Origin of the sequence: Marivirga tractuosa DSM 4126 (genome assembly GCF_000183425.1) — a bacterium.
Taxonomy (GTDB): Bacteria; Bacteroidota; Bacteroidia; order Cytophagales; family Cyclobacteriaceae; genus Marivirga; species Marivirga tractuosa.
The window spans coordinates 1,211,162-1,228,812 of record NC_014759.1; the positions used below are offsets into that span (position 1 = coordinate 1,211,162).

A 17,651-nucleotide genomic window follows, 5' to 3' on the forward strand; every position below is an offset into this window, starting at 1 on the left:
TAATCCCCCTGTAAACATTTCGTCCAAAAATTTTCTCATTGCTGAAAGCGAAAGAATTTACTATCCATAAATTTTAAGTAAATTAGCCCTGCGATAAAAACATAGTGCCAATATGCTTCAAAAGCTTTTGATTAAAAATTACGCCTTAATTCAAGAACTTAATATCAACCCCTCCCGCAACCTCAATACTATTACAGGTGAAACAGGAGCAGGAAAATCTATTATGCTAGGTGCTGTTGGATTATTACTTGGTAAAAGGGCTGACACTAAAGTGCTTTACTCAACTGATGCCAAATGTGTTGTTGAAGGTATTTTTGATATTAAAGAATATAATTTAAATTCTTTTTTTGAAAATGAAGATCTAGATTATGATGAAGAGTGTGTCATCAGAAGAGAGATTAGTGCTAGTGGCAAATCAAGGGCTTTCATCAATGATACTCCAGTTACCTTAGATATTCTTAAGCATCTTGGAAGCTATTTGATGGATGTTCATTCGCAACATGAAACCTTGTTAATAGGAGACCAAGATTTTCAGTTGAGGATAATAGATGCTTATGCTGGTACGATTAGCGATCTAAAAAATTACCAATCACTTTTTTTAGCCTATACTAAAGCAAAAAAAGACTAGAGTCATTCAAAGAAAGTGCCTCCCAAATGCAACAAGAGAAGGATTTCAATCAATTCCTTTTTGATGAGTTGGATAAAGCTCAACTAAAAACAGGGGAGCAAGATGAGTTAGAAGAAAAATTGGAGGTACTAGAAAATGGTGAATTGATAAAAGTCAAATTATCTGAAGCTTATCAATTAGTGGATGGTCAAGAATTTGCAGCCATTCAAAATTTACATCAAGCCACCGAAAGTCTTAAAACTATTCAATCTTATGGGAAGAATTTTCAAGAATTATCGGAAAGATTAAATAGCAGCTTTATAGAAATTCAGGATATTGCAAAAGAGTTGGAGATAGCTGCTAATGAATTTGAACACCAACCTGATGAGCTTCAACAAACCCAGGAAAGATTAAGCTTAGTATATTCTTTACAACAAAAGCATCATGTGGATTCAGTTGAAGAATTACTCAAAATAAAAACAGAATTAGAGGAAAAACTCTTAGCCGTTGCTGATGTTGAAGGAAGTGAGAAAAAACTTCAAAAAGAGGTTGATGAAGCTTATTTACAAATGAATAAAAAAGCTCAAGCAATCAGTCAGCAAAGAATCCAACATTTTGAACGACTTGAAAATGAGTTAAAAGCTCTTTTATCTGGTTTGGGAATGGAAGATGCAGTTGTTAAAATTGCCAATCAAACTAAAACACATGATAAAAGCGGTATAGATGATATCAAAATATTATTTAGTGCCAACAAAGGAATAGCTCCACAAAATTTAAAAAGCATCGCTTCAGGAGGTGAATTTTCACGGCTAATGTTTGCCATTAAATATATAATGGCTGACAAAATTGCCATGCCTACGATTATTTTCGATGAAATTGACACAGGAATTTCGGGAGAGGTAGCTATTAAAATGGTAAATATGATGCAAAGAATGGCTGAAAATCATCAAGTGATTACCATCAGCCACTTGCCGCAAATTGCTGCTAAAGGACATCAGCACTACTTTGTATTCAAGGATAATACTGCAGAAAAATCTGTTAGTAAAATAAAATTGCTTAGCGATAATGAACGCTCATTAGAAATAGCAAAAATGATTGGGGGAGAAAACCCGAGCGAGTCAGCTATTCAAAGTGCGCGGGAGTTATTGGCGGTATAAAGCCCCTTAATCCCCAAAGGGGAAATTAGAGCTATAATCTACCAAAGAGAGGTCTTAGAAGTTAGAAGCTCGAAGTAGGAAGTTGGTTGGATGATTGAATGAAAATTTGCACTTAGATCAGTGCCAAAGGTCAGACCGGAAAGCCCCCTAACCCCCAAAGGTGGGAATGGTCGCCCCAATTATTGAATATCATTTAGATAAAAAGTGGGGAGTTTTGAAGTATTGAGGTGATTTACTAGATACTAGCTACTTGATACTTAATACTTAAAAAACCATTAAATTGCATCCTCTGATATCTGAATAATCAAAACGACCTAAAACTTTAAAGCTTCCATCAGAATTCACCAAACCCACATCTTGCGTTTCAATAAATGCACAACTATCAATATTAGCTAAATCCACCACATTTATTCCCCCACTTCTTTTATCTGAAAATTTAACATCAAATGGATCATTCACTTCTCTCACTAAAACTTTCATGCTGTGAGAGGGTTGGAAAACACCATTACCTTTACTGTAACTTTGAGACAATAATTCAGTCATGCCATATTCAGAATGAATTTTGTTAACATTTAATCCTGCGCACAAAATCTCATGTAACTCATCTCTTGTTATCTCCTTTCTTCTGCCTTTCATTCCTCCTGTTTCCATTATTATGCAATCTGAAAAATCCACTTGGAAATTTTCGGCTAAATCCAATAAAGCAAAACTTACACCCCAAATAATTACTTTCCTGCCGTTGTTTACTTTCTTTAGCTTCTTTACCTTTTCAACTAATTTATTCAAGTCATATAAATAAAATCCAGAATCATCAGATTTTGTCTTTTTTATAAAATCATCCACCATAGCTACCAAAGAAGATCCTTCTCGTTCCAAATAAGAAGGGAGTAGCGCCAAGATCACATAGTCATCCAAACTTCCGTAGTGATCCTCGAAAATTCGTTGAGCATTTGTTAAGTAATGATTTAAGTCAGGTACAAAGTGTTGACTAGTTGTTCTCGAACTAGTCCCACTGCTTTCAAAAATCGCCTCATATTTTTTGATATTGTCATGATGAGTGATGATTTTATGCTGCTTAAAGAACTCAATAGGGAGAAAAGGTATTTTTCGAATATCCTGTACAGCATCTATATTTATATTTAAGGCATCAATATATTTTTTATATATGAAATTGTATTTACTTTGGTATTGGAACAGGGCTAGAGCAAAATCTTGAAAATTTTCAACATTTAGGGCATCAAATTGCTTTAAAAAGCGTTCTCTTTCTGACATTTGTAAAATAAATTATGCGCTACAATATTATAAATAAGGCTCGGCATCTCATATTTAATTCATTATTAATTCTATCAGTATCACTATTGATTACTGCTTGTCCTACTCCACCAGAGTTTGACATGGTGCCGTCAATCACATTCGAATCTCTTGAATTCAGTGAAAGAACAGATACGACAGATAGCGGCCAACCGTTAAATAAAGAAGTAATAAGTTTGACTATTTCATTTGAAGATGGTGATGGTGATTTAGGCTTTCGAACTAATGAATTTGACCCTCCATATGATTTCTATGACTTAAAATTGGATGAAGAAGGAGAACTAATATTTTTTGGCAGTTCTCCAGATTTACCTCCATTCAATTACTATGATTATTTTGTAACTAGCGATACAACGGAAATAAACAATACAGTGCTTGTTAATGATACTATTCTGATTGATTTTAATGAGCGCTACTTTAATATCTACGTCAACTTTTTCTATAAACGACCTGGAAGCGAAGATTTCGAAGAATTTGAATGGGGGCGTGAGGAAGGCTTCTATCAACCATTTCATGGTAGATTTCCGATTCTAAATACTGAAAACTATGATCGTCCTCTTAATGGGTCGTTAACTTACGATATTGTTGGAAGTGGATTTAGATCGATCTTTAGAGATTATGAAATGTATTTTGAAGTCTATATTTTAGATAGAGCTGGAAATGTTAGCAATACGATTAGAACAGATATCATTCGACTACCCAGCCGTCAATAACCTGATTCACAAGATATTGCAAGAAGATTCAAACAAAATCTAAAACCAAGAATTGACAAATCCCTCTTTATCAGTTCTTGGTTTTAAGTTAGCTAAAGCAATCAATTACCTATCTTCATTTTTATTTTGGTCTTTTCTCCACTATTTTTTTCCTGAAGGTTTGTACTAGAAATGCTTCCTAAGTTCGGAATAGGATTGTTTTTAGCTTTACTACTTTTAGCATAATACTTCTGAGCTTCTGGTAGCAATTTGTTTAAGTCCTCAATTCGAGTATTATTACTTGGGTGAGTACTTAGAAATTCGGGAGGGGCTCCACCAGATTGTGCTTTCATTCTTTGCCAGAACTTTGGTGCCTCTGCAGGATCGTATCCTGCTAATGCCATAAACTTAATTCCTAATTCATCTGCTTCAGATTCGTGCAAACGACTAAAAGGTAAAACTCCCAAAACAGTACTGCCGCCAGTATATGCAGCCATTGCTAAGGCTTGAGTTTGTTCAGGTTGCTGTTGAAGGGCTACACTCAGAGCTACTCCGCCCAATTGTTGCACTAAAGCCTGACTCATACGCTCCCCTCCATGCTTCGCAATAGCATGAGCCACTTCATGTCCCATTACTACAGCTATACCAGCTTCATCTTTGCAAACTGGTAATATGCCTTCATAAAAAGCTACTTTCCCACCTGGCATACACCATGCATTTACAACATTCTCAGCAATCAGATTAAATTCCCATTTAAAACCTTCAGTAGCATCTCCTATATTATTTTCTTTTAAATACTGTTCAACTGCCTTTTTGATTCGATTCCCTACATCCTGTACCATTTTCACTTGACCTGAATTATTAGAAAGTTTACTTTCCTTTAGCACTTGATCGTAGGAAGTAAAACTTGAGGAGTTTAATTGACTATTTGGAATTACATTAAATTGATTTCGATCAGTCAAGGGTACCTTCTTACATCCTATAAGAATTAAAACAAGAATTAATATACTTAAAATTTTTTTCATAATCACTTTTATTAAATGGGGCAAGTTGTAAAATTACAGTTTAAAACCCCTTAAATACAATCTAAAATATTTCTTTTAATATTTAACGTAGCTTTCATTTTTATAGTTAAAAGAAAGCATATTTTTGCATAAAATTTCTCAAATGAAGATATTGGCTATAGGTAGAAATTATGGAGACCACATTGAAGAGCTTAAAAATGAGCGTCCTGATGAGCCTGTGATTTTCACTAAACCAGACACTGCTCTTCTAAAAAATAATGATCCATTCTACTACCCTCCTTTTAGCAATGAAATTCACCATGAAGTTGAATTAATTTTCAGAATTTGTAAAGAGGGTAAATTTGTAAAGGAAGAGCATGCGCATAAATACTATGATAAAATAGGTTTAGGAATAGATTTTACTGCCAGAGATTTACAATCAAAAGCTAAAGAAAAAGGCTTACCTTGGGATATTGCTAAAGGGTTTAATGGTTCTGCTCCTATTTCAGGGTGGTTAGATAAAAATGATTTTGAGGATCTTCAAAAAATTAACTTCTCGTTAAAAATAAATGATCAGCTCAAACAAGAAGGGAATTCGGCATTAATGTTGTTTTCCATTGACTACATCATTTCATATTTATCAAAATTTTTCACTTTAAAAACTGGAGATATTATTTTTACTGGGACTCCAAAAGGGGTTGGCCCAATTTCTATAGGTGATAAACTTGAAGGATATATTGAAAATCAAAAATTATTGGATTTTGAAATCAAATAGAATTAACTTAATACTTCTACTACTTATACATAGCTTACCATTTGCGGTGCAAGCGCAGAATTCCGACCCTTATACTTTCCCAATTCGACCCAACAAAACAAATTTCTTATCTGGCACAATGGGCGAATTACGTTCTTCCCACTTTCATGCCGGAATTGACATTAAAACAGGTGGTAAAATTGGCGAGCCTGTGCATGCTACTAAAAGAGGATATATTACAAGAATAAAAATATCAACCTCTGGTTATGGAAATGCGCTTTATATGTTGCACCCAGATGGAAATACCTCTGTTTATGCTCATTTAGAGGAATTTGCCCCGGAAATCCAGAAATATGTTAGACAGGAGCAATACAAACAACAAACTTTTGAAATAGAATTATTCCCTGAACCCTACCAATTTGCTTTCAAGGCGCAAGAAGTAATTGGACTTTCTGGAAATACGGGTGGTTCTTTAGGTCCTCATCTGCATTTCGAAATTAGAGATCCGCAACAAAGAGTTTTGAATCCTCTTCATTACGGTTTTGATGAGATCAAAGATAACATCCCTCCTATTTTGCAAGGATTTGCAATCCGGCCTATGAACATCACTTCCAGAATATCGGGTGAATTAACTAGAACTGATGTCAGAATAAACAGAACTGGATTTAATTACAAAGCCATGGATACCATAAAAGCCATCGGTAAAATTGGTTTGGAACTCTGGGGACACGACAAACTGAACGGTTCTGCAAATAAAAATGGGATTAGCATAATTGAGGTAGAAGTAAATGAAGAAACCCATTATAAGCAAATTATTGATGTCATGAGCTTTAGTTTACAACGACATATTTTGGTGCACTATCCCTATGACGTAAAAATGACAGATGGTTCAAGATTTCATAAATTATACATAGATGATGGAAATGAGCTAAGGTTTTATGAAAGCCCATCAAATAATGGTCTGCTAAATTTAGAACAAAGCAAGCTTTATGATATTAAAATTAAAATGTATGACCCTTATGGCAACATGAGTCAACTGGAAATGATCATTGAGGGTAAACAACCAGAAAAATTCTTAAACAAATCAATAGATTTTGAGCTGGATGAAATTGATTATACTATTGAAGAAAACATCCTAAAAGTATTTTCAGAATTCAATTGCGAAGATGAAAGTGAGGAACTAAATCTCAACCTTGGGGGAAAAATTGAATCCATTAAGCCAGATTATTATTTAAATAATGTTGCTGTCTATTTGTGGGATTTAAAGAATGGCATCCCTAAATCTCTACTTAATTGTGATAAAGGCTTAAATTTGAGAACAATCCACGAAGTCTTCCCTGGGGAAAATAAAAATATCTCAACTGAAAAAATGAACATTAACTTCAGTGCTTATTCTTTATTTGATACGCTCTATTTAGAAACAGATTATGCAATTAAAACGAATGATTCACTTGAGGTTTTTTCATTGGGGCCTTTCACCTCTCCTCTTAAAAGCTCAATGGAAATTGAATTAGCACCGATACCGAATCGTTATAATCCAGAAAAAAGTCACGTTTATAAAGCTGATGATACCGGCAATTTCTCGTTTGAAGGTGGAGAATGGCAAGATGGAAAAATAACTTTTAGCACAAGAGAGTTAGCAGATTACACGGTTTTAACTGACAGTATCGCCCCATTGATAAAAGAACATACTAAAAAATACAGTTATATAATTGAGGATGAATTATCAGGTATAAAATCTTTTGAAGCAAAACTCAATGGTGAATGGGTTTTAATGAAATATGAACCCAAAGACAATATGATTTGGATAGATTGGCTAAATGATGAAATGAAGAAAACAGGTGAGTTTGTATTAAAAGTTACCGACCATGCAGGAAACGAAAAAGAATATATCACTAAATTATAAATATTATGGAACTGAATATAGGCGATAAAGCACCAGATTTTAAGGCAAAAGATCAAGACGGCAACGACATCAAACTAAGTGATTTTAAAGGTAAAAAAGTAGTCCTTTATTTTTATCCGAAAGATAATACACCTGGTTGCACCGCCCAAGCATGCAATCTGAGAGATAATTATGAAGAACTTCAAAAACAAGGATATATCGTTTTAGGAGTTAGTCAGGATTCAGAAAAATCCCATCAAAAATTTATTGAAAAGCAAAATCTGCCATTTCCATTAATTTCAGATGAAGATCATACCGTCCATAATTTATATGACACATGGGGCGAGAAAAAAATGTACGGAAAAACCTATATGGGAACCAAACGCACTACCTTTATTATAGATGAAGAAGGTAAAATTGAGGACATTATCCAGAAAGTAAAAACAAAAGAACATACAGCACAAATTTTAAACTCATAATCAATGGCAAATCAGGCAAACATTCAAGAGCTTGAAAAAATAGCTTCTCAAGTAAGAAGAGATATCGTTAGGATGGTTCATGCGGTTAATTCCGGACATCCTGGAGGCTCTTTAGGATGCACAGATTTTTTTGTAGCATTATATTTCCACATTTTAAAGCACAATGTTGATTTCAATATGGATGCTAAAAATGAGGACTTATTTTTCCTATCAAACGGACATATTTCACCCGTTTGGTACAGCGTCTTAGCTAGAAGTGGCTATTTTGAAACGTCAGAATTAAGCACATTCAGAAAGATTGATAGCAGATTACAAGGACATCCCACTCCAGAAGAAAATCTTCCTGGTATTAGAATTGCATCTGGTTCATTAGGTCAAGGTTTATCCGCTGCTTTAGGTGCAGCTCAAACCAAGAAACTGAATAATGAAGATAATTTGGTTTATGTTCTAATGGGTGATGGAGAGTTACAAGAGGGACAAATCTGGGAAGCCGCCATGTATGGCGCTCATCATAAGGTAGATAATATCATTGCAACCGTTGATTATAATGGCCAGCAAATTGACGGGCCAATTACAGAAGTAATGGACTTAAAAGACCTAAAAGCTAAGTGGTTAGCTTTTGGTTGGGAAGTGATAGAAAGTAATGGTAACAATATGGAGGAAATTGTTAAATCATTAGAGCATGCAAAAAGCTTGACAGGAAAGGGGAAGCCTGTTTTAAATTTAATGAAAACAGAAATGGGCTTTGGAGTTGACTTTATGGTCGGCACCCATAAATGGCACGGTGTTGCTCCCAATGACGAGGAATTGGCAAATGCATTATCCCAACTGGAAGAAACACTTGGCGATTACTAAACTATGATCAAAAGCGTCAGGAGAATTCTTCTGGCGCTTAATAGTATTGAATGAAATATAAAATTATCATATCGACCCTTCTCATATTTACTGTGATATTCAACGTGAAATCACAAAAAGTAGAGCAAAGTATTCCTGAAAAAACACGGATTCTGTTTTTGTTTGATGCATCAGGAAGTATGCTAGCTAAATGGGGAAATGAACTTCGAATTGATGCTGCAAAAAGAGTTCTAACTGACTTAGTTGATTCTTTAAGGGTAAACAATAAAGTAGAATTAGCCTTAAGACCGTACGGACATTTAACACCAGCGAAAGAAAGAAATTGTCAGGACACAAAATTAGAAATCCCTTTTGCACCAAATAACAATGACCGAATAATTGATAGGTTAAAATATATCTATCCAAGAGGAACCACACCAATTGCCTATTCCTTAGAGCAATCAGCCAAAGATTTTCCAAAGGATAACAATTATAGAAATATCATCATCATCATAACGGACGGTATAGAATCATGTGATGGTGATCCATGTGCAGTTTCCTTAGAATTACAGAAAAAAGATATATTCTTAAGACCATTTGTAATTGGCTTGGGTATGGAAGAAAAATTTGCTGCAGAGTTTGAATGCATGGGTGAATATTTCAACGCAAAAGACATCAGTGCTTTCCAAGCTGTTTTAAATGGGATCTTAGACCAATCTTTGAGCAAAACTACTGCTAGTGTAGAATTACTGGATCAAAATGGTAAGCCCGTAGAAAAAGACGTTAATGTGTCTTTCATCAATTCTTTCACAGGGATCTCAGAATTCGACTTTATACATTTTAGAGACCGAAACGGTAAACCAGATACAGTAGAAGTTGACCCTGTGCTAAGCTATGATGTTATTGTAAATACTGTTCCACCAGTAGTAAAAAGAAATGTTTATCTAAAGGGTGGCACACACAATGTGATTGATATAAAAACACCTCAGGGAAATTTAAATGTTCGTCAGAAAAATACATTTGAATATGATCGTGATGTTCAAATTCTTATTAAAAAATCCTCTGGAAGTGAAATCATTAATAACCAAGCAATTAATTCAGACCAGAAGTATTTGATGGGTAGTTATGATTTGGAAATTTTAACACTACCCAAAATTGAAATGAATAATATTAAAATTCGACAGGGAGAAACACGAAACATCGAAATTCCAGCACCAGGAAGAATTAATATGGTATACAGTAGTAAAGGTATTGGAAGTTTATATTCCATTAATGAAAATGGAAGGCAACAATGGATTAAAAAGCTGGATTTAAGAGGAGATAAAGCGAGTTTTGGAATTCAACCCGGAAAATATAAATATGTATTCCGATCAGATCGGGCTATGGGAAGTAAATACACACAAATAAAAGAATTTACCGTACAATCAGGACAGACCCTAAACATCAAAATATATTAATTAGAGCAAGATGGCAGAAACTAAATTTACATTTACAGAAAAAAAAGATACACGTTCAGGCTTTGGAGATGGGCTTTTAGAAGCTGGTAGAAAAAACGATCAAATAGTTGGACTGTGTGCTGATTTAATTGGCTCGTTAAAAATGGGCGCATTTCAGAAAGAATTTCCAGAAAGATTCTTTCAAACAGGTATAGCTGAAGCGAACATGATGGGCTTAGCAGCTGGAATGACTATTGGTGGAAAAATACCATTTACAGGAACTTTTGCAAATTTCTCAACGGGAAGGGTTTATGACCAAATACGTCAGTCCATTGCCTATTCTGAGAAAAATGTGAAAATATGCGCCTCTCACGCAGGAGTTACCTTAGGCGAGGATGGTGCCACACACCAAATATTAGAAGATATAGGCATGATGAGAATGTTACCTAATATGACCGTCATCAACCCTTGTGATTATAATCAAACAAAAGCAGCCACACTTGCTATTGCTGAACACGAAGGACCAGTTTATTTAAGATTTGGAAGACCTAAAGTACCAATTTTTACTTCCGCTGATCAAAAGTTTGAAATTGGCAAAGCAATCAATATGATTGAAGGATCTGATGTAACCATATTTGCCACAGGCCACTTAGTTTGGGAAGCGATAGAAGCAGAAGCTATATTAAGAGAAAAAGGAATTAGTGTGGAATTAATCAATATCCATACTATAAAACCAATTGATGAAGAAGCTATTTTAAAATCAGTAGCTAAAACTGGCTGCGTGGTGACTGCTGAAGAACATCAACGAAATGGAGGCTTAGGAGATGCTGTAGCTCAAGTCTTAGCACAAAACAACCCTACACCTCAAGAATATGTTGCAGTTAATGATAAGTTTGGAGAAAGCGGTAAACCGGATGAACTTATGAAGAAATATGGACTTGATGCAGAGCATATTGTTGCAGCTGTAGAAAAAGTAATAAAAAGAAAATAAATAGAAATAGAAGACCGGCAAATTGCCGGTCTTTAATTGGCTTAAATTATGTTGATTAGAATAGTAAAAATGACTTTTCATAAAGATAAAATTGATGATTTCATCAAGATATTTGAAGAAAATAAAGAAGCTATTCGTAACCAAGCGGGCTGCATACACCTAGAGCTTTGGCAAGACCAAAATCAGCCCAATATTTTTAGTACTTACAGTTTATGGAAAAATGAGGATTACCTTAATCAATATAGGAATTCAGAAACATTTGGAAAGGTTTGGCCAGCTACAAAAGCATTATTTGTAGAAAAACCTATTGCCAGTTCGCACATTCAGCGATACAAATTAGAATAGATTACTTCTTCCGCTCAATGGTGTATTTCACCAAATCCATTAATGATTGACGGTATTCTGTTTTAGGAAAGTCTTTTATGATGGTCATAGCCTCATCGTAATAATTTTGCATTACTTCCTCCGCATAAGCTATACCATTTTTATTCTTCACAAAATCAACGACAGTTTTCACGGTTGAATTTTTGTCGCTCTTATTTTTAATCAATTTGATAATTTGCTTTTGCTCACTTTTATCAGCATTATTCAAGGCGTGGATCAAAGGCAAAGTCATCTTCTTTTCCTTAATATCAATACCTAGAGGTTTCCCAATATCATTAGTACCATAATCAAACAAATCATCCTTTATTTGAAATGCCATCCCTACTTTTTCACCGAAAAGCTTCATTTTTTCACTGATATCATCGTCCTTATTTACAGAACGGCTCCCCACTGCGCAGCAAGAAGCTATTAAAGAAGCCGTTTTTTGCTTAATGATGTCATAGTAAATATCCTCGGTGATATTGAGTTTTCTTGCCTTTTCAATCTGAAGCAATTCTCCTTCGCTCATTTCTCTTACAGCTTCAGAAACAATCTTCAATAGATCAAAATCTTCATTATCAATTGAAAGAAGCAAGCCTCTAGAAAGTAAATAATCACCAACAAGAATAGCGATTTTATTTTTCCATAATGCATTAATGGAAAAAAAACCTCTCCTATAGTTTGCATCATCTACCACATCATCATGAACCAAAGTGGCAGTATGTAACAATTCAATAAGAGCAGCACCACGATAAGTAGCTTCATTGATTTGACCATGTACTCCTGCAGAAAGAAACACGAACATAGGGCGCATTTGCTTCCCCTTCCTTTTTACAATATAGCCCATGATTTTATCCAGCAAATAAACCTTGCTTTTCATGAATTGGCGGAATTTTATTTCAAATTCTGCCATTTCGGTGGCTATTGGTGATTGTATTTCTTTAATTTTACTCCCCATGCGTGTGCAATATTACTACCAAATGTATATCTAAGCAATTCAATTAAACAAAATGATTAAAGAAAATATAATTATTACAAGTACGGTTCATAATAAGCCCATAACAGCTGATTTAAGATACATTTCTACAAATGATAAGAAACCGTTGATCCTTTTTGTTCATGGTTTTAAGGGATTTAAAGATTGGGGCGTTTTCAATTTAATGGCAGATGAATTTGCAGAAAATGGATTCATTTTTATGAAAATAAATTTGAGTCATAATGGTACTACACCTGAACAATTAACAGACTTCACAGATTTAGAGGCTTTTGGAAATAATAACTTCACCCTTGAATTAGCAGATCTTAAAGATAGTATAGACTATCTATTTTCATCTTCCAGCATTGTTTCGACAAAAGAAATCGATTTGAATAATATAAATCTACTGGGGCATAGCAGAGGTGGTGGTCTCATACTACTAAAGGCAAAAGAAGATCCTAGAGTTAATACAGTGACAACACTTGCTGCAATAAGTGATTTAAGTAAAAGGTGGCCACAGCGCTTCTTAGATGAATGGAGAGCAAAAGGAGTACAATATATAGAGAACAAAAGGACAAATCAGCAAATGCCAATTTATGTTCAATTGTATGATGATGTTTTAAACAATCCTGATAGATTATCTATACCATCAGCAGTAAAAGAAATGCAGCAACCCTTATTGGCTTTTCACGGCACTGAAGATGAAACTTTACCCGTCAATATGGCGCATCAAATAGAAAAATGGAAACCTGATACTAAACTAGTGATTTTGGAGAATGAAAATCATGTTTTTGGAGCTACTCATCCGTGGGAGAAAAATGATCTACCTCAAGCATATAAGGTAATCATTAAAAAAACTACAGATTTTATATTGTATGAAGCGGAAAAGTAAAAAAGGAGCCTTAGTAATTGGCTCCTTTTTTATTAGATGATTTCCCGGTTTTTACATTATAAATAGTCTTATAATCTTCTGCTGTTTCAAACTGATCCTTATGAATACCAGGAGGACTATAAATTTCCACTTCATAAGCCGATATCCAATTGATCTTACCTTGAGGTAAAGTGCCTTTTTTTAGTACCTTATCTTCGGATATATTAATAATAACATATTTTAATACGCCAGCATCGGTTGCATTACTTTCATTTTTATAATAAGTACCCAACACATAATCTTTTTCCGAATTTTCAGAAAACTGAACTGGTTCCACTTCTAGCGTTTCGTATGCCAACTTTCTATAATTCTCCATAGAGGAATTTGAAGAGGTTGTGCTTTGTTTAGCACAACCTCCAATGATACCTATTATGAGTAAAGAGATTAGAACTCTCATTATTCTTTAATAATTCTTTTAGTGAGCATTTTACCATCTTGACCAACTATTTGGATCAAGTAAACACCTTGGTTCAGTAAAGATAAATCAAGCTGAGTATTTTTAGCATTGGTGTTTACATCGATCTTATTTACTTGAACACCTTTGCTATTGTATATTTTAATTACATCAACTGCAATTGTATTAGATGATATATTTAAATAGCTAGCTGTTGGGTTAGGATAAACCTTAATGGCATTATCTTCTGAACGTATATTTGATGTCACAACATTTAAATTTGCTAGTGAAACAAACTCACTTCCATTTAGAAAAGCTTTTATTTTTAATTGAAACTCTCCTTGATCCTCATAATCAAATTGAATAATACGCTTTGCATCATTTCTTGTTAAGTTTTGTTGGTCGGTATGAACTAGTTGATCATCAAACAGTACCTCTACTCTATCAAAAAATTCATTGTTTTCTAATTCAATAGTTACTGGATATACGGCACCCTCTTTAGAAGTTTCAAAATTCAAAATCTCAGGAGCTACATTTATTGCTTCAATAGGGAATTTATTGGATGGAAATTCATTTCCTTGAATCACCCCAATAATTTGAATTTCTGCTCCTGAAAACTGATTAAAATCAGTAATTGGAACATCTATTTCACCTTCTTGAGGATTGTCTACTAAAGCAGTCTCTTCACCATTTATTAAAACCTTAACTTGATCATAACTGACAGGAAGATTTAAACTAATTTCTCCTTCTCCAAATCCTAAATAGTCGAAAGAAGCAACTGTTAAGGTATACTCAGCCAAATCCTCAATAGTAGCAGTCCAAATACCTCTTCCGTGAGTCCCTAAAACTACCTCATCATCCACTATCTTCATTGACCATATAGATACAGCGGGGATATCATTCCTAATATTCCAACTTAATCCTCCATCTAGCGATTCGTACAAACCAATTTCAGTTCCTGCCCAAATAATATCCGTATCGAATGGCATTACTAATAGGCTATGCACAAACACATCTGGGAATCCACGATCACTAACACCATTATTACCTTCAAAACCTGAAATATCCTCCCAAGATTGTCCTAAATCAGTAGTCTTTAAAATTTTAGGAAAATTAGCCCGACTAAACAATGCATAAGCAGTATTCTCATCTGTAGGGTGGGTATAAATACCTGTTGAAGAAGTATTCGGCAGTGGAGAGTAATTATTAACCGCAGTATAAGTTTCTCCAGCATCAGTAGAAACAAAGAAATTATATTTGGTATTTGTATCAATCATTCCAGCACCGGCCCAAACAATATCACTGTTGGCTTTTGAGACCTCCACGTCACTTGCACTTGCATTTCCACCCCAGCCAGTCTGATCAATTGTCTTCATCGTCCATGTGCTACCAAAATCAGTACTTTTATAAACTCCTTCAGCACCAATCGCATAGACGGTGTTTGGCGAATCGACTGAACCAGCTAATCTGGTAATAAATGGGCCGTCATTTGAAGTAATCCCACTTGCAGATGGAGAAAAAGACTGACCTCCATTTGTAGATTTCCTTATCTGGTTATTGTAAATACTGCCTAAAACTAAATCAGTATCAATTGGATGCCATAAAACTTCAAAGCCATCTCCACCAATTACAAAGTTATACGCATTGGTTTCGTCAACAGTGGTTCCAGATGAAACCCAAGTGCCATTATCTTGAGTTCCCCCAATATATTTTTCCTCCCCTGGTTTTTTATCAGCACCATAAAATTGCGTGGTTACATAGCCATCTGTAATTTGATCTATTACGCCACCACTATTGGAAGAAATTCCTAACCCACCATCGTTTCCATTTACTATCATAAAAGTCTCACTAGCATCATTCATTTTTATCATAGTTAAATGATGATGATCTGGATGAAGATTATTTTGATTTTGCCCTTCATAGCTTCCATATGCATCATAAACAGCAACAGCTTTTGCGGCTGCGGTAAGAGTTGAACCATATTTTAGTCGAACTGTAGACTCCTGTAAATTATTTGAATCCCATTCTGCATTTTCATTCAAAACAGGCCAGAAATAATACATATTCGCATATTCCACAGCTCCATCTTGAGCAATATTTTCATTAGGGCTTTCCTCATAAGTAACATCATGAATATAAAAATATTCTCTAGCATTACTCAAGTCAGAATCAGAATCAGACCTCTTATTCAAGTTAAAAACACCATCGTTTTCTTGATCTCTAAAAGAAAAAGCTAATTGTCTATTATTCTCTATATCCCAAATCTCAAAAGGAACCTCAACAAAATCCTGATATGCATAATTTGCTATGGGCACACCTGAAGTCTCTCCTTCAGGAACAGTAAAACGATGAGCCATTTGACTATTGTCGCCCCCGAACCTAATTTCAACAGTTACGGGATCTTCTGATGGACTATTATTTCCGCTGCCTATATCTAATGTTCCACCATTAGCCAATTGATCATTAAAAGAAACGAAGTCAAACAATACCGATGATTCCACTTCAACACCAATAAAATCTCTATCAGATTCACTCACATCGTTAGGATCAACCTCATATTTTCCAATACTGACTCCACCAACAAAAACTTCATAAGGATTGTATGGATTAACAGCCACGGTATTATCATACCAACCCTGTCCACCCAAGAAATCAGTATTGTAGTTAGGGTCATTTGCTAGCACCCAGTTTTCTCCTTTATCTTCTGAAAAGTATAAAAAAGTAGTGGAACCAGAATAAGTTGAGGTGTAAACTATATTTGGATCACTTGGTGAAACAGCAACCTCAAATCGTATACCTTCAGAAATTCCATCTGAAGAAATATCCCAGGTTTCTCCAGCATCATTTGACTTTATAATACCTAATCCATTAACCCCTGCATATTGAACACTAAAATCATTGGGGTCAACTTGCAAATCTTGAACTGCGCGGTAAGTTGCTCCTATTCCAGCTGGCGATTCATATTGAATATTCCATGAATCACCTCCATCACTAGATTTTAACACACCTTTATTAGTAGCTATAACTAGAATGTTTTCATTAGTAGGATCAACTTGAATTCTATTTACTGATTGAAAAACATCAGAATCGGTCGTAGAAGGAAGTAAAGCCCAATTCTCTCCTCGATCCGTTGATTTATAGATTCCTTCTCCTCTTACAAATGTAGTATTACCAGCAAAAACTTCACCAGTACCTACATAAATTACATCTGGATTTGATACAGCCTGAGCTATAGAATTAGTAGATAAATTAGGTAAATCAGGTGAAATATTCACCCAACTATCACCGCAATCAGTTGTTTTCCAAAGACCACCGCTTGCTGCCCCAGCTATCCAGGTACAATTAGTAGCATCATCAGGATCAATAGCAATTGCTCGAGTTCTACCGCCTACATTTCCAGGTCCTCTCGATTTAAATTCTGCATTTAAGCTTGATTTTCTAGCTTGAGCGGATTTTTTAATTGATTTAGAAAGCTCCTTAAAGCGATATCCATTAGCATAATCAGAGGTTTTTTGATCTACCCTCTTAGAAACTGAATTGTAATATTCAATGAATCCGTCAGGTTTCATATAAGCTTCTTTCCCTGACTTTACTTTAGTCTTTTTGGTAGACCAAATTTCCTCCTTGGTCTTGACAGAATAAGTAGACTGCTCCGAAACATTAGCTGTGTAGAAGTATAACCCGCCTAATGAAATGAAACAGAAGAAAATTAAATAGTAGAGGTAATATTTTTTCATATACGTTATTTTTTTTCAAAAATACTACAAAATATTACACTATAAAAATTAAACTTTAGATGAATGTGGCACTTTTCTTAAAACAGCTTATACAAACTAC

The 17,651-nt window shown here is 34.7% G+C and carries 16 protein-coding genes; 11 read left to right on the forward strand and 5 right to left on the reverse strand.

All coding sequences use genetic code 11. The features are described from left to right. Positions 1-112 precede the first annotated feature (112 nt). Positions 113-628, forward strand: a complete 516-nt coding sequence (locus FTRAC_RS20140) for an AAA family ATPase (protein ID WP_316928287.1) — start codon at positions 113-115, stop codon at positions 626-628. A 26-nt stretch (positions 629-654) separates the two neighbouring features. After that, the gene (locus tag FTRAC_RS04900) at positions 655-1,764 is read left to right on the forward strand and encodes a DNA repair protein RecN (protein ID WP_316928288.1); all 1,110 of its coding nucleotides are present in this window, start codon (positions 655-657) and stop codon (positions 1,762-1,764) included. Positions 1,765-2,028: 264 nt separating this feature from the next. Here the strand turns inward: FTRAC_RS04900 and FTRAC_RS04905 are convergent, their stop codons facing one another. Continuing rightward, positions 2,029-3,036 carry an acyltransferase gene (locus tag FTRAC_RS04905; RefSeq protein WP_013453125.1) on the reverse strand — a complete coding sequence of 336 codons (1,008 nt, stop codon included), beginning with the start codon at positions 3,034-3,036 and terminating at the stop codon, positions 2,029-2,031. 14 nt (positions 3,037-3,050) lie between these two features. On the opposite strand from FTRAC_RS04905, the gene FTRAC_RS04910 reads away from it, so the two are divergent. After that, positions 3,051-3,788 carry a hypothetical protein gene (locus FTRAC_RS04910; RefSeq protein WP_013453126.1) on the forward strand — a complete coding sequence of 246 codons (738 nt, stop codon included), beginning with the start codon at positions 3,051-3,053 and terminating at the stop codon, positions 3,786-3,788. A 101-nt stretch (positions 3,789-3,889) separates the two neighbouring features. On the opposite strand, the gene FTRAC_RS04915 is transcribed toward FTRAC_RS04910, so the two are convergent. Continuing rightward, complete coding sequence (locus tag FTRAC_RS04915) at positions 3,890-4,792, reverse strand: M48 family metallopeptidase (protein ID WP_013453127.1); 903 nt, start codon at positions 4,790-4,792, stop codon at positions 3,890-3,892. A gap of 142 nt (positions 4,793-4,934) precedes the next feature. Between FTRAC_RS04915 and FTRAC_RS04920 the strand changes: the two genes are divergently transcribed. Genes FTRAC_RS04920 through FTRAC_RS04950 form a run of 7 tightly spaced genes read left to right on the forward strand, consistent with a single transcriptional unit; the run spans position 4,935 to position 11,495 of the window. Further along, positions 4,935-5,546, forward strand: coding sequence for a fumarylacetoacetate hydrolase family protein (locus tag FTRAC_RS04920; protein ID WP_013453128.1), 612 nt, complete (start codon positions 4,935-4,937; stop codon positions 5,544-5,546). Next, complete coding sequence (locus FTRAC_RS04925) at positions 5,533-7,431, forward strand: M23 family metallopeptidase (protein WP_013453129.1); 1,899 nt, start codon at positions 5,533-5,535, stop codon at positions 7,429-7,431. Before FTRAC_RS04920 ends, FTRAC_RS04925 begins: the two co-directional genes overlap by 14 nt. A gap of 5 nt (positions 7,432-7,436) precedes the next feature. Then, on the forward strand, positions 7,437-7,889 hold the full coding sequence (gene bcp, locus FTRAC_RS04930; RefSeq protein ID WP_013453130.1) for a thioredoxin-dependent thiol peroxidase: 453 nt from the start codon (positions 7,437-7,439) through the stop codon (positions 7,887-7,889). 3 nt (positions 7,890-7,892) lie between these two features. Continuing rightward, the gene (locus tag FTRAC_RS04935) at positions 7,893-8,744 is read left to right on the forward strand and encodes a transketolase (RefSeq protein ID WP_013453131.1); all 852 of its coding nucleotides are present in this window, start codon (positions 7,893-7,895) and stop codon (positions 8,742-8,744) included. Positions 8,745-8,794: 50 nt separating this feature from the next. Further along, positions 8,795-10,180 carry a vWA domain-containing protein gene (locus FTRAC_RS04940; RefSeq protein ID WP_013453132.1) on the forward strand — a complete coding sequence of 462 codons (1,386 nt, stop codon included), beginning with the start codon at positions 8,795-8,797 and terminating at the stop codon, positions 10,178-10,180. Positions 10,181-10,190: 10 nt separating this feature from the next. Further along, on the forward strand, positions 10,191-11,150 hold the full coding sequence (locus FTRAC_RS04945) for a transketolase family protein (RefSeq protein ID WP_013453133.1): 960 nt from the start codon (positions 10,191-10,193) through the stop codon (positions 11,148-11,150). A 48-nt stretch (positions 11,151-11,198) separates the two neighbouring features. Next, the gene (locus FTRAC_RS04950) at positions 11,199-11,495 is read left to right on the forward strand and encodes a putative quinol monooxygenase (protein ID WP_013453134.1); all 297 of its coding nucleotides are present in this window, start codon (positions 11,199-11,201) and stop codon (positions 11,493-11,495) included. Position 11,496: 1 nt separating this feature from the next. Here FTRAC_RS04950 and FTRAC_RS04955 read toward each other — a convergent pair whose 3' ends face one another. Continuing rightward, a complete protein-coding gene (locus tag FTRAC_RS04955; RefSeq protein ID WP_013453135.1) occupies positions 11,497-12,471 on the reverse strand; it encodes a polyprenyl synthetase family protein in 975 nt (324 codons plus the stop codon). Between the two features lie 52 nt (positions 12,472-12,523). Here FTRAC_RS04955 and FTRAC_RS04960 point away from each other — a divergent pair, with 52 nt between their 5' ends. Beyond that, positions 12,524-13,381, forward strand: coding sequence for an alpha/beta hydrolase family protein (locus FTRAC_RS04960; protein ID WP_013453136.1), 858 nt, complete (start codon positions 12,524-12,526; stop codon positions 13,379-13,381). Between the two features lie 10 nt (positions 13,382-13,391). Here the strand turns inward: FTRAC_RS04960 and FTRAC_RS04965 are convergent, their stop codons facing one another. Both FTRAC_RS04965 and FTRAC_RS04970 read right to left on the reverse strand, forming a co-directional pair. Further along, positions 13,392-13,817, reverse strand: a complete 426-nt coding sequence (locus FTRAC_RS04965) for a hypothetical protein (protein ID WP_013453137.1) — start codon at positions 13,815-13,817, stop codon at positions 13,392-13,394. Further along, the gene (locus FTRAC_RS04970) at positions 13,817-17,551 is read right to left on the reverse strand and encodes a T9SS type A sorting domain-containing protein (RefSeq protein ID WP_013453138.1); all 3,735 of its coding nucleotides are present in this window, start codon (positions 17,549-17,551) and stop codon (positions 13,817-13,819) included. The genes FTRAC_RS04965 and FTRAC_RS04970 overlap by 1 nt, the downstream gene beginning before the upstream one ends. Positions 17,552-17,651: the final 100 nt, after the last annotated feature.

Coding starts and splice junctions, on each gene's coding strand:
- FTRAC_RS20140 (WP_316928287.1), top strand. CDS start 113: ATGCTTCAAAAGCTTTTGATTAAAAATTACGCCTTAATTCAAGAACTT.
- FTRAC_RS04900 (WP_316928288.1), top strand. CDS start 655: ATGCAACAAGAGAAGGATTTCAATCAATTCCTTTTTGATGAGTTGGAT.
- FTRAC_RS04905 (WP_013453125.1), bottom strand. CDS start 3,036: ATGTCAGAAAGAGAACGCTTTTTAAAGCAATTTGATGCCCTAAATGTT.
- FTRAC_RS04910 (WP_013453126.1), top strand. CDS start 3,051: ATGCGCTACAATATTATAAATAAGGCTCGGCATCTCATATTTAATTCA.
- FTRAC_RS04915 (WP_013453127.1), bottom strand. CDS start 4,792: ATGAAAAAAATTTTAAGTATATTAATTCTTGTTTTAATTCTTATAGGA.
- FTRAC_RS04920 (WP_013453128.1), top strand. CDS start 4,935: ATGAAGATATTGGCTATAGGTAGAAATTATGGAGACCACATTGAAGAG.
- bcp (WP_013453130.1), top strand. CDS start 7,437: ATGGAACTGAATATAGGCGATAAAGCACCAGATTTTAAGGCAAAAGAT.
- FTRAC_RS04935 (WP_013453131.1), top strand. CDS start 7,893: ATGGCAAATCAGGCAAACATTCAAGAGCTTGAAAAAATAGCTTCTCAA.
- FTRAC_RS04940 (WP_013453132.1), top strand. CDS start 8,795: ATGAAATATAAAATTATCATATCGACCCTTCTCATATTTACTGTGATA.
- FTRAC_RS04945 (WP_013453133.1), top strand. CDS start 10,191: ATGGCAGAAACTAAATTTACATTTACAGAAAAAAAAGATACACGTTCA.
- FTRAC_RS04950 (WP_013453134.1), top strand. CDS start 11,199: ATGTTGATTAGAATAGTAAAAATGACTTTTCATAAAGATAAAATTGAT.
- FTRAC_RS04955 (WP_013453135.1), bottom strand. CDS start 12,471: ATGGGGAGTAAAATTAAAGAAATACAATCACCAATAGCCACCGAAATG.
- FTRAC_RS04960 (WP_013453136.1), top strand. CDS start 12,524: ATGATTAAAGAAAATATAATTATTACAAGTACGGTTCATAATAAGCCC.
- FTRAC_RS04965 (WP_013453137.1), bottom strand. CDS start 13,817: ATGAGAGTTCTAATCTCTTTACTCATAATAGGTATCATTGGAGGTTGT.
- FTRAC_RS04970 (WP_013453138.1), bottom strand. CDS start 17,551: ATGAAAAAATATTACCTCTACTATTTAATTTTCTTCTGTTTCATTTCA.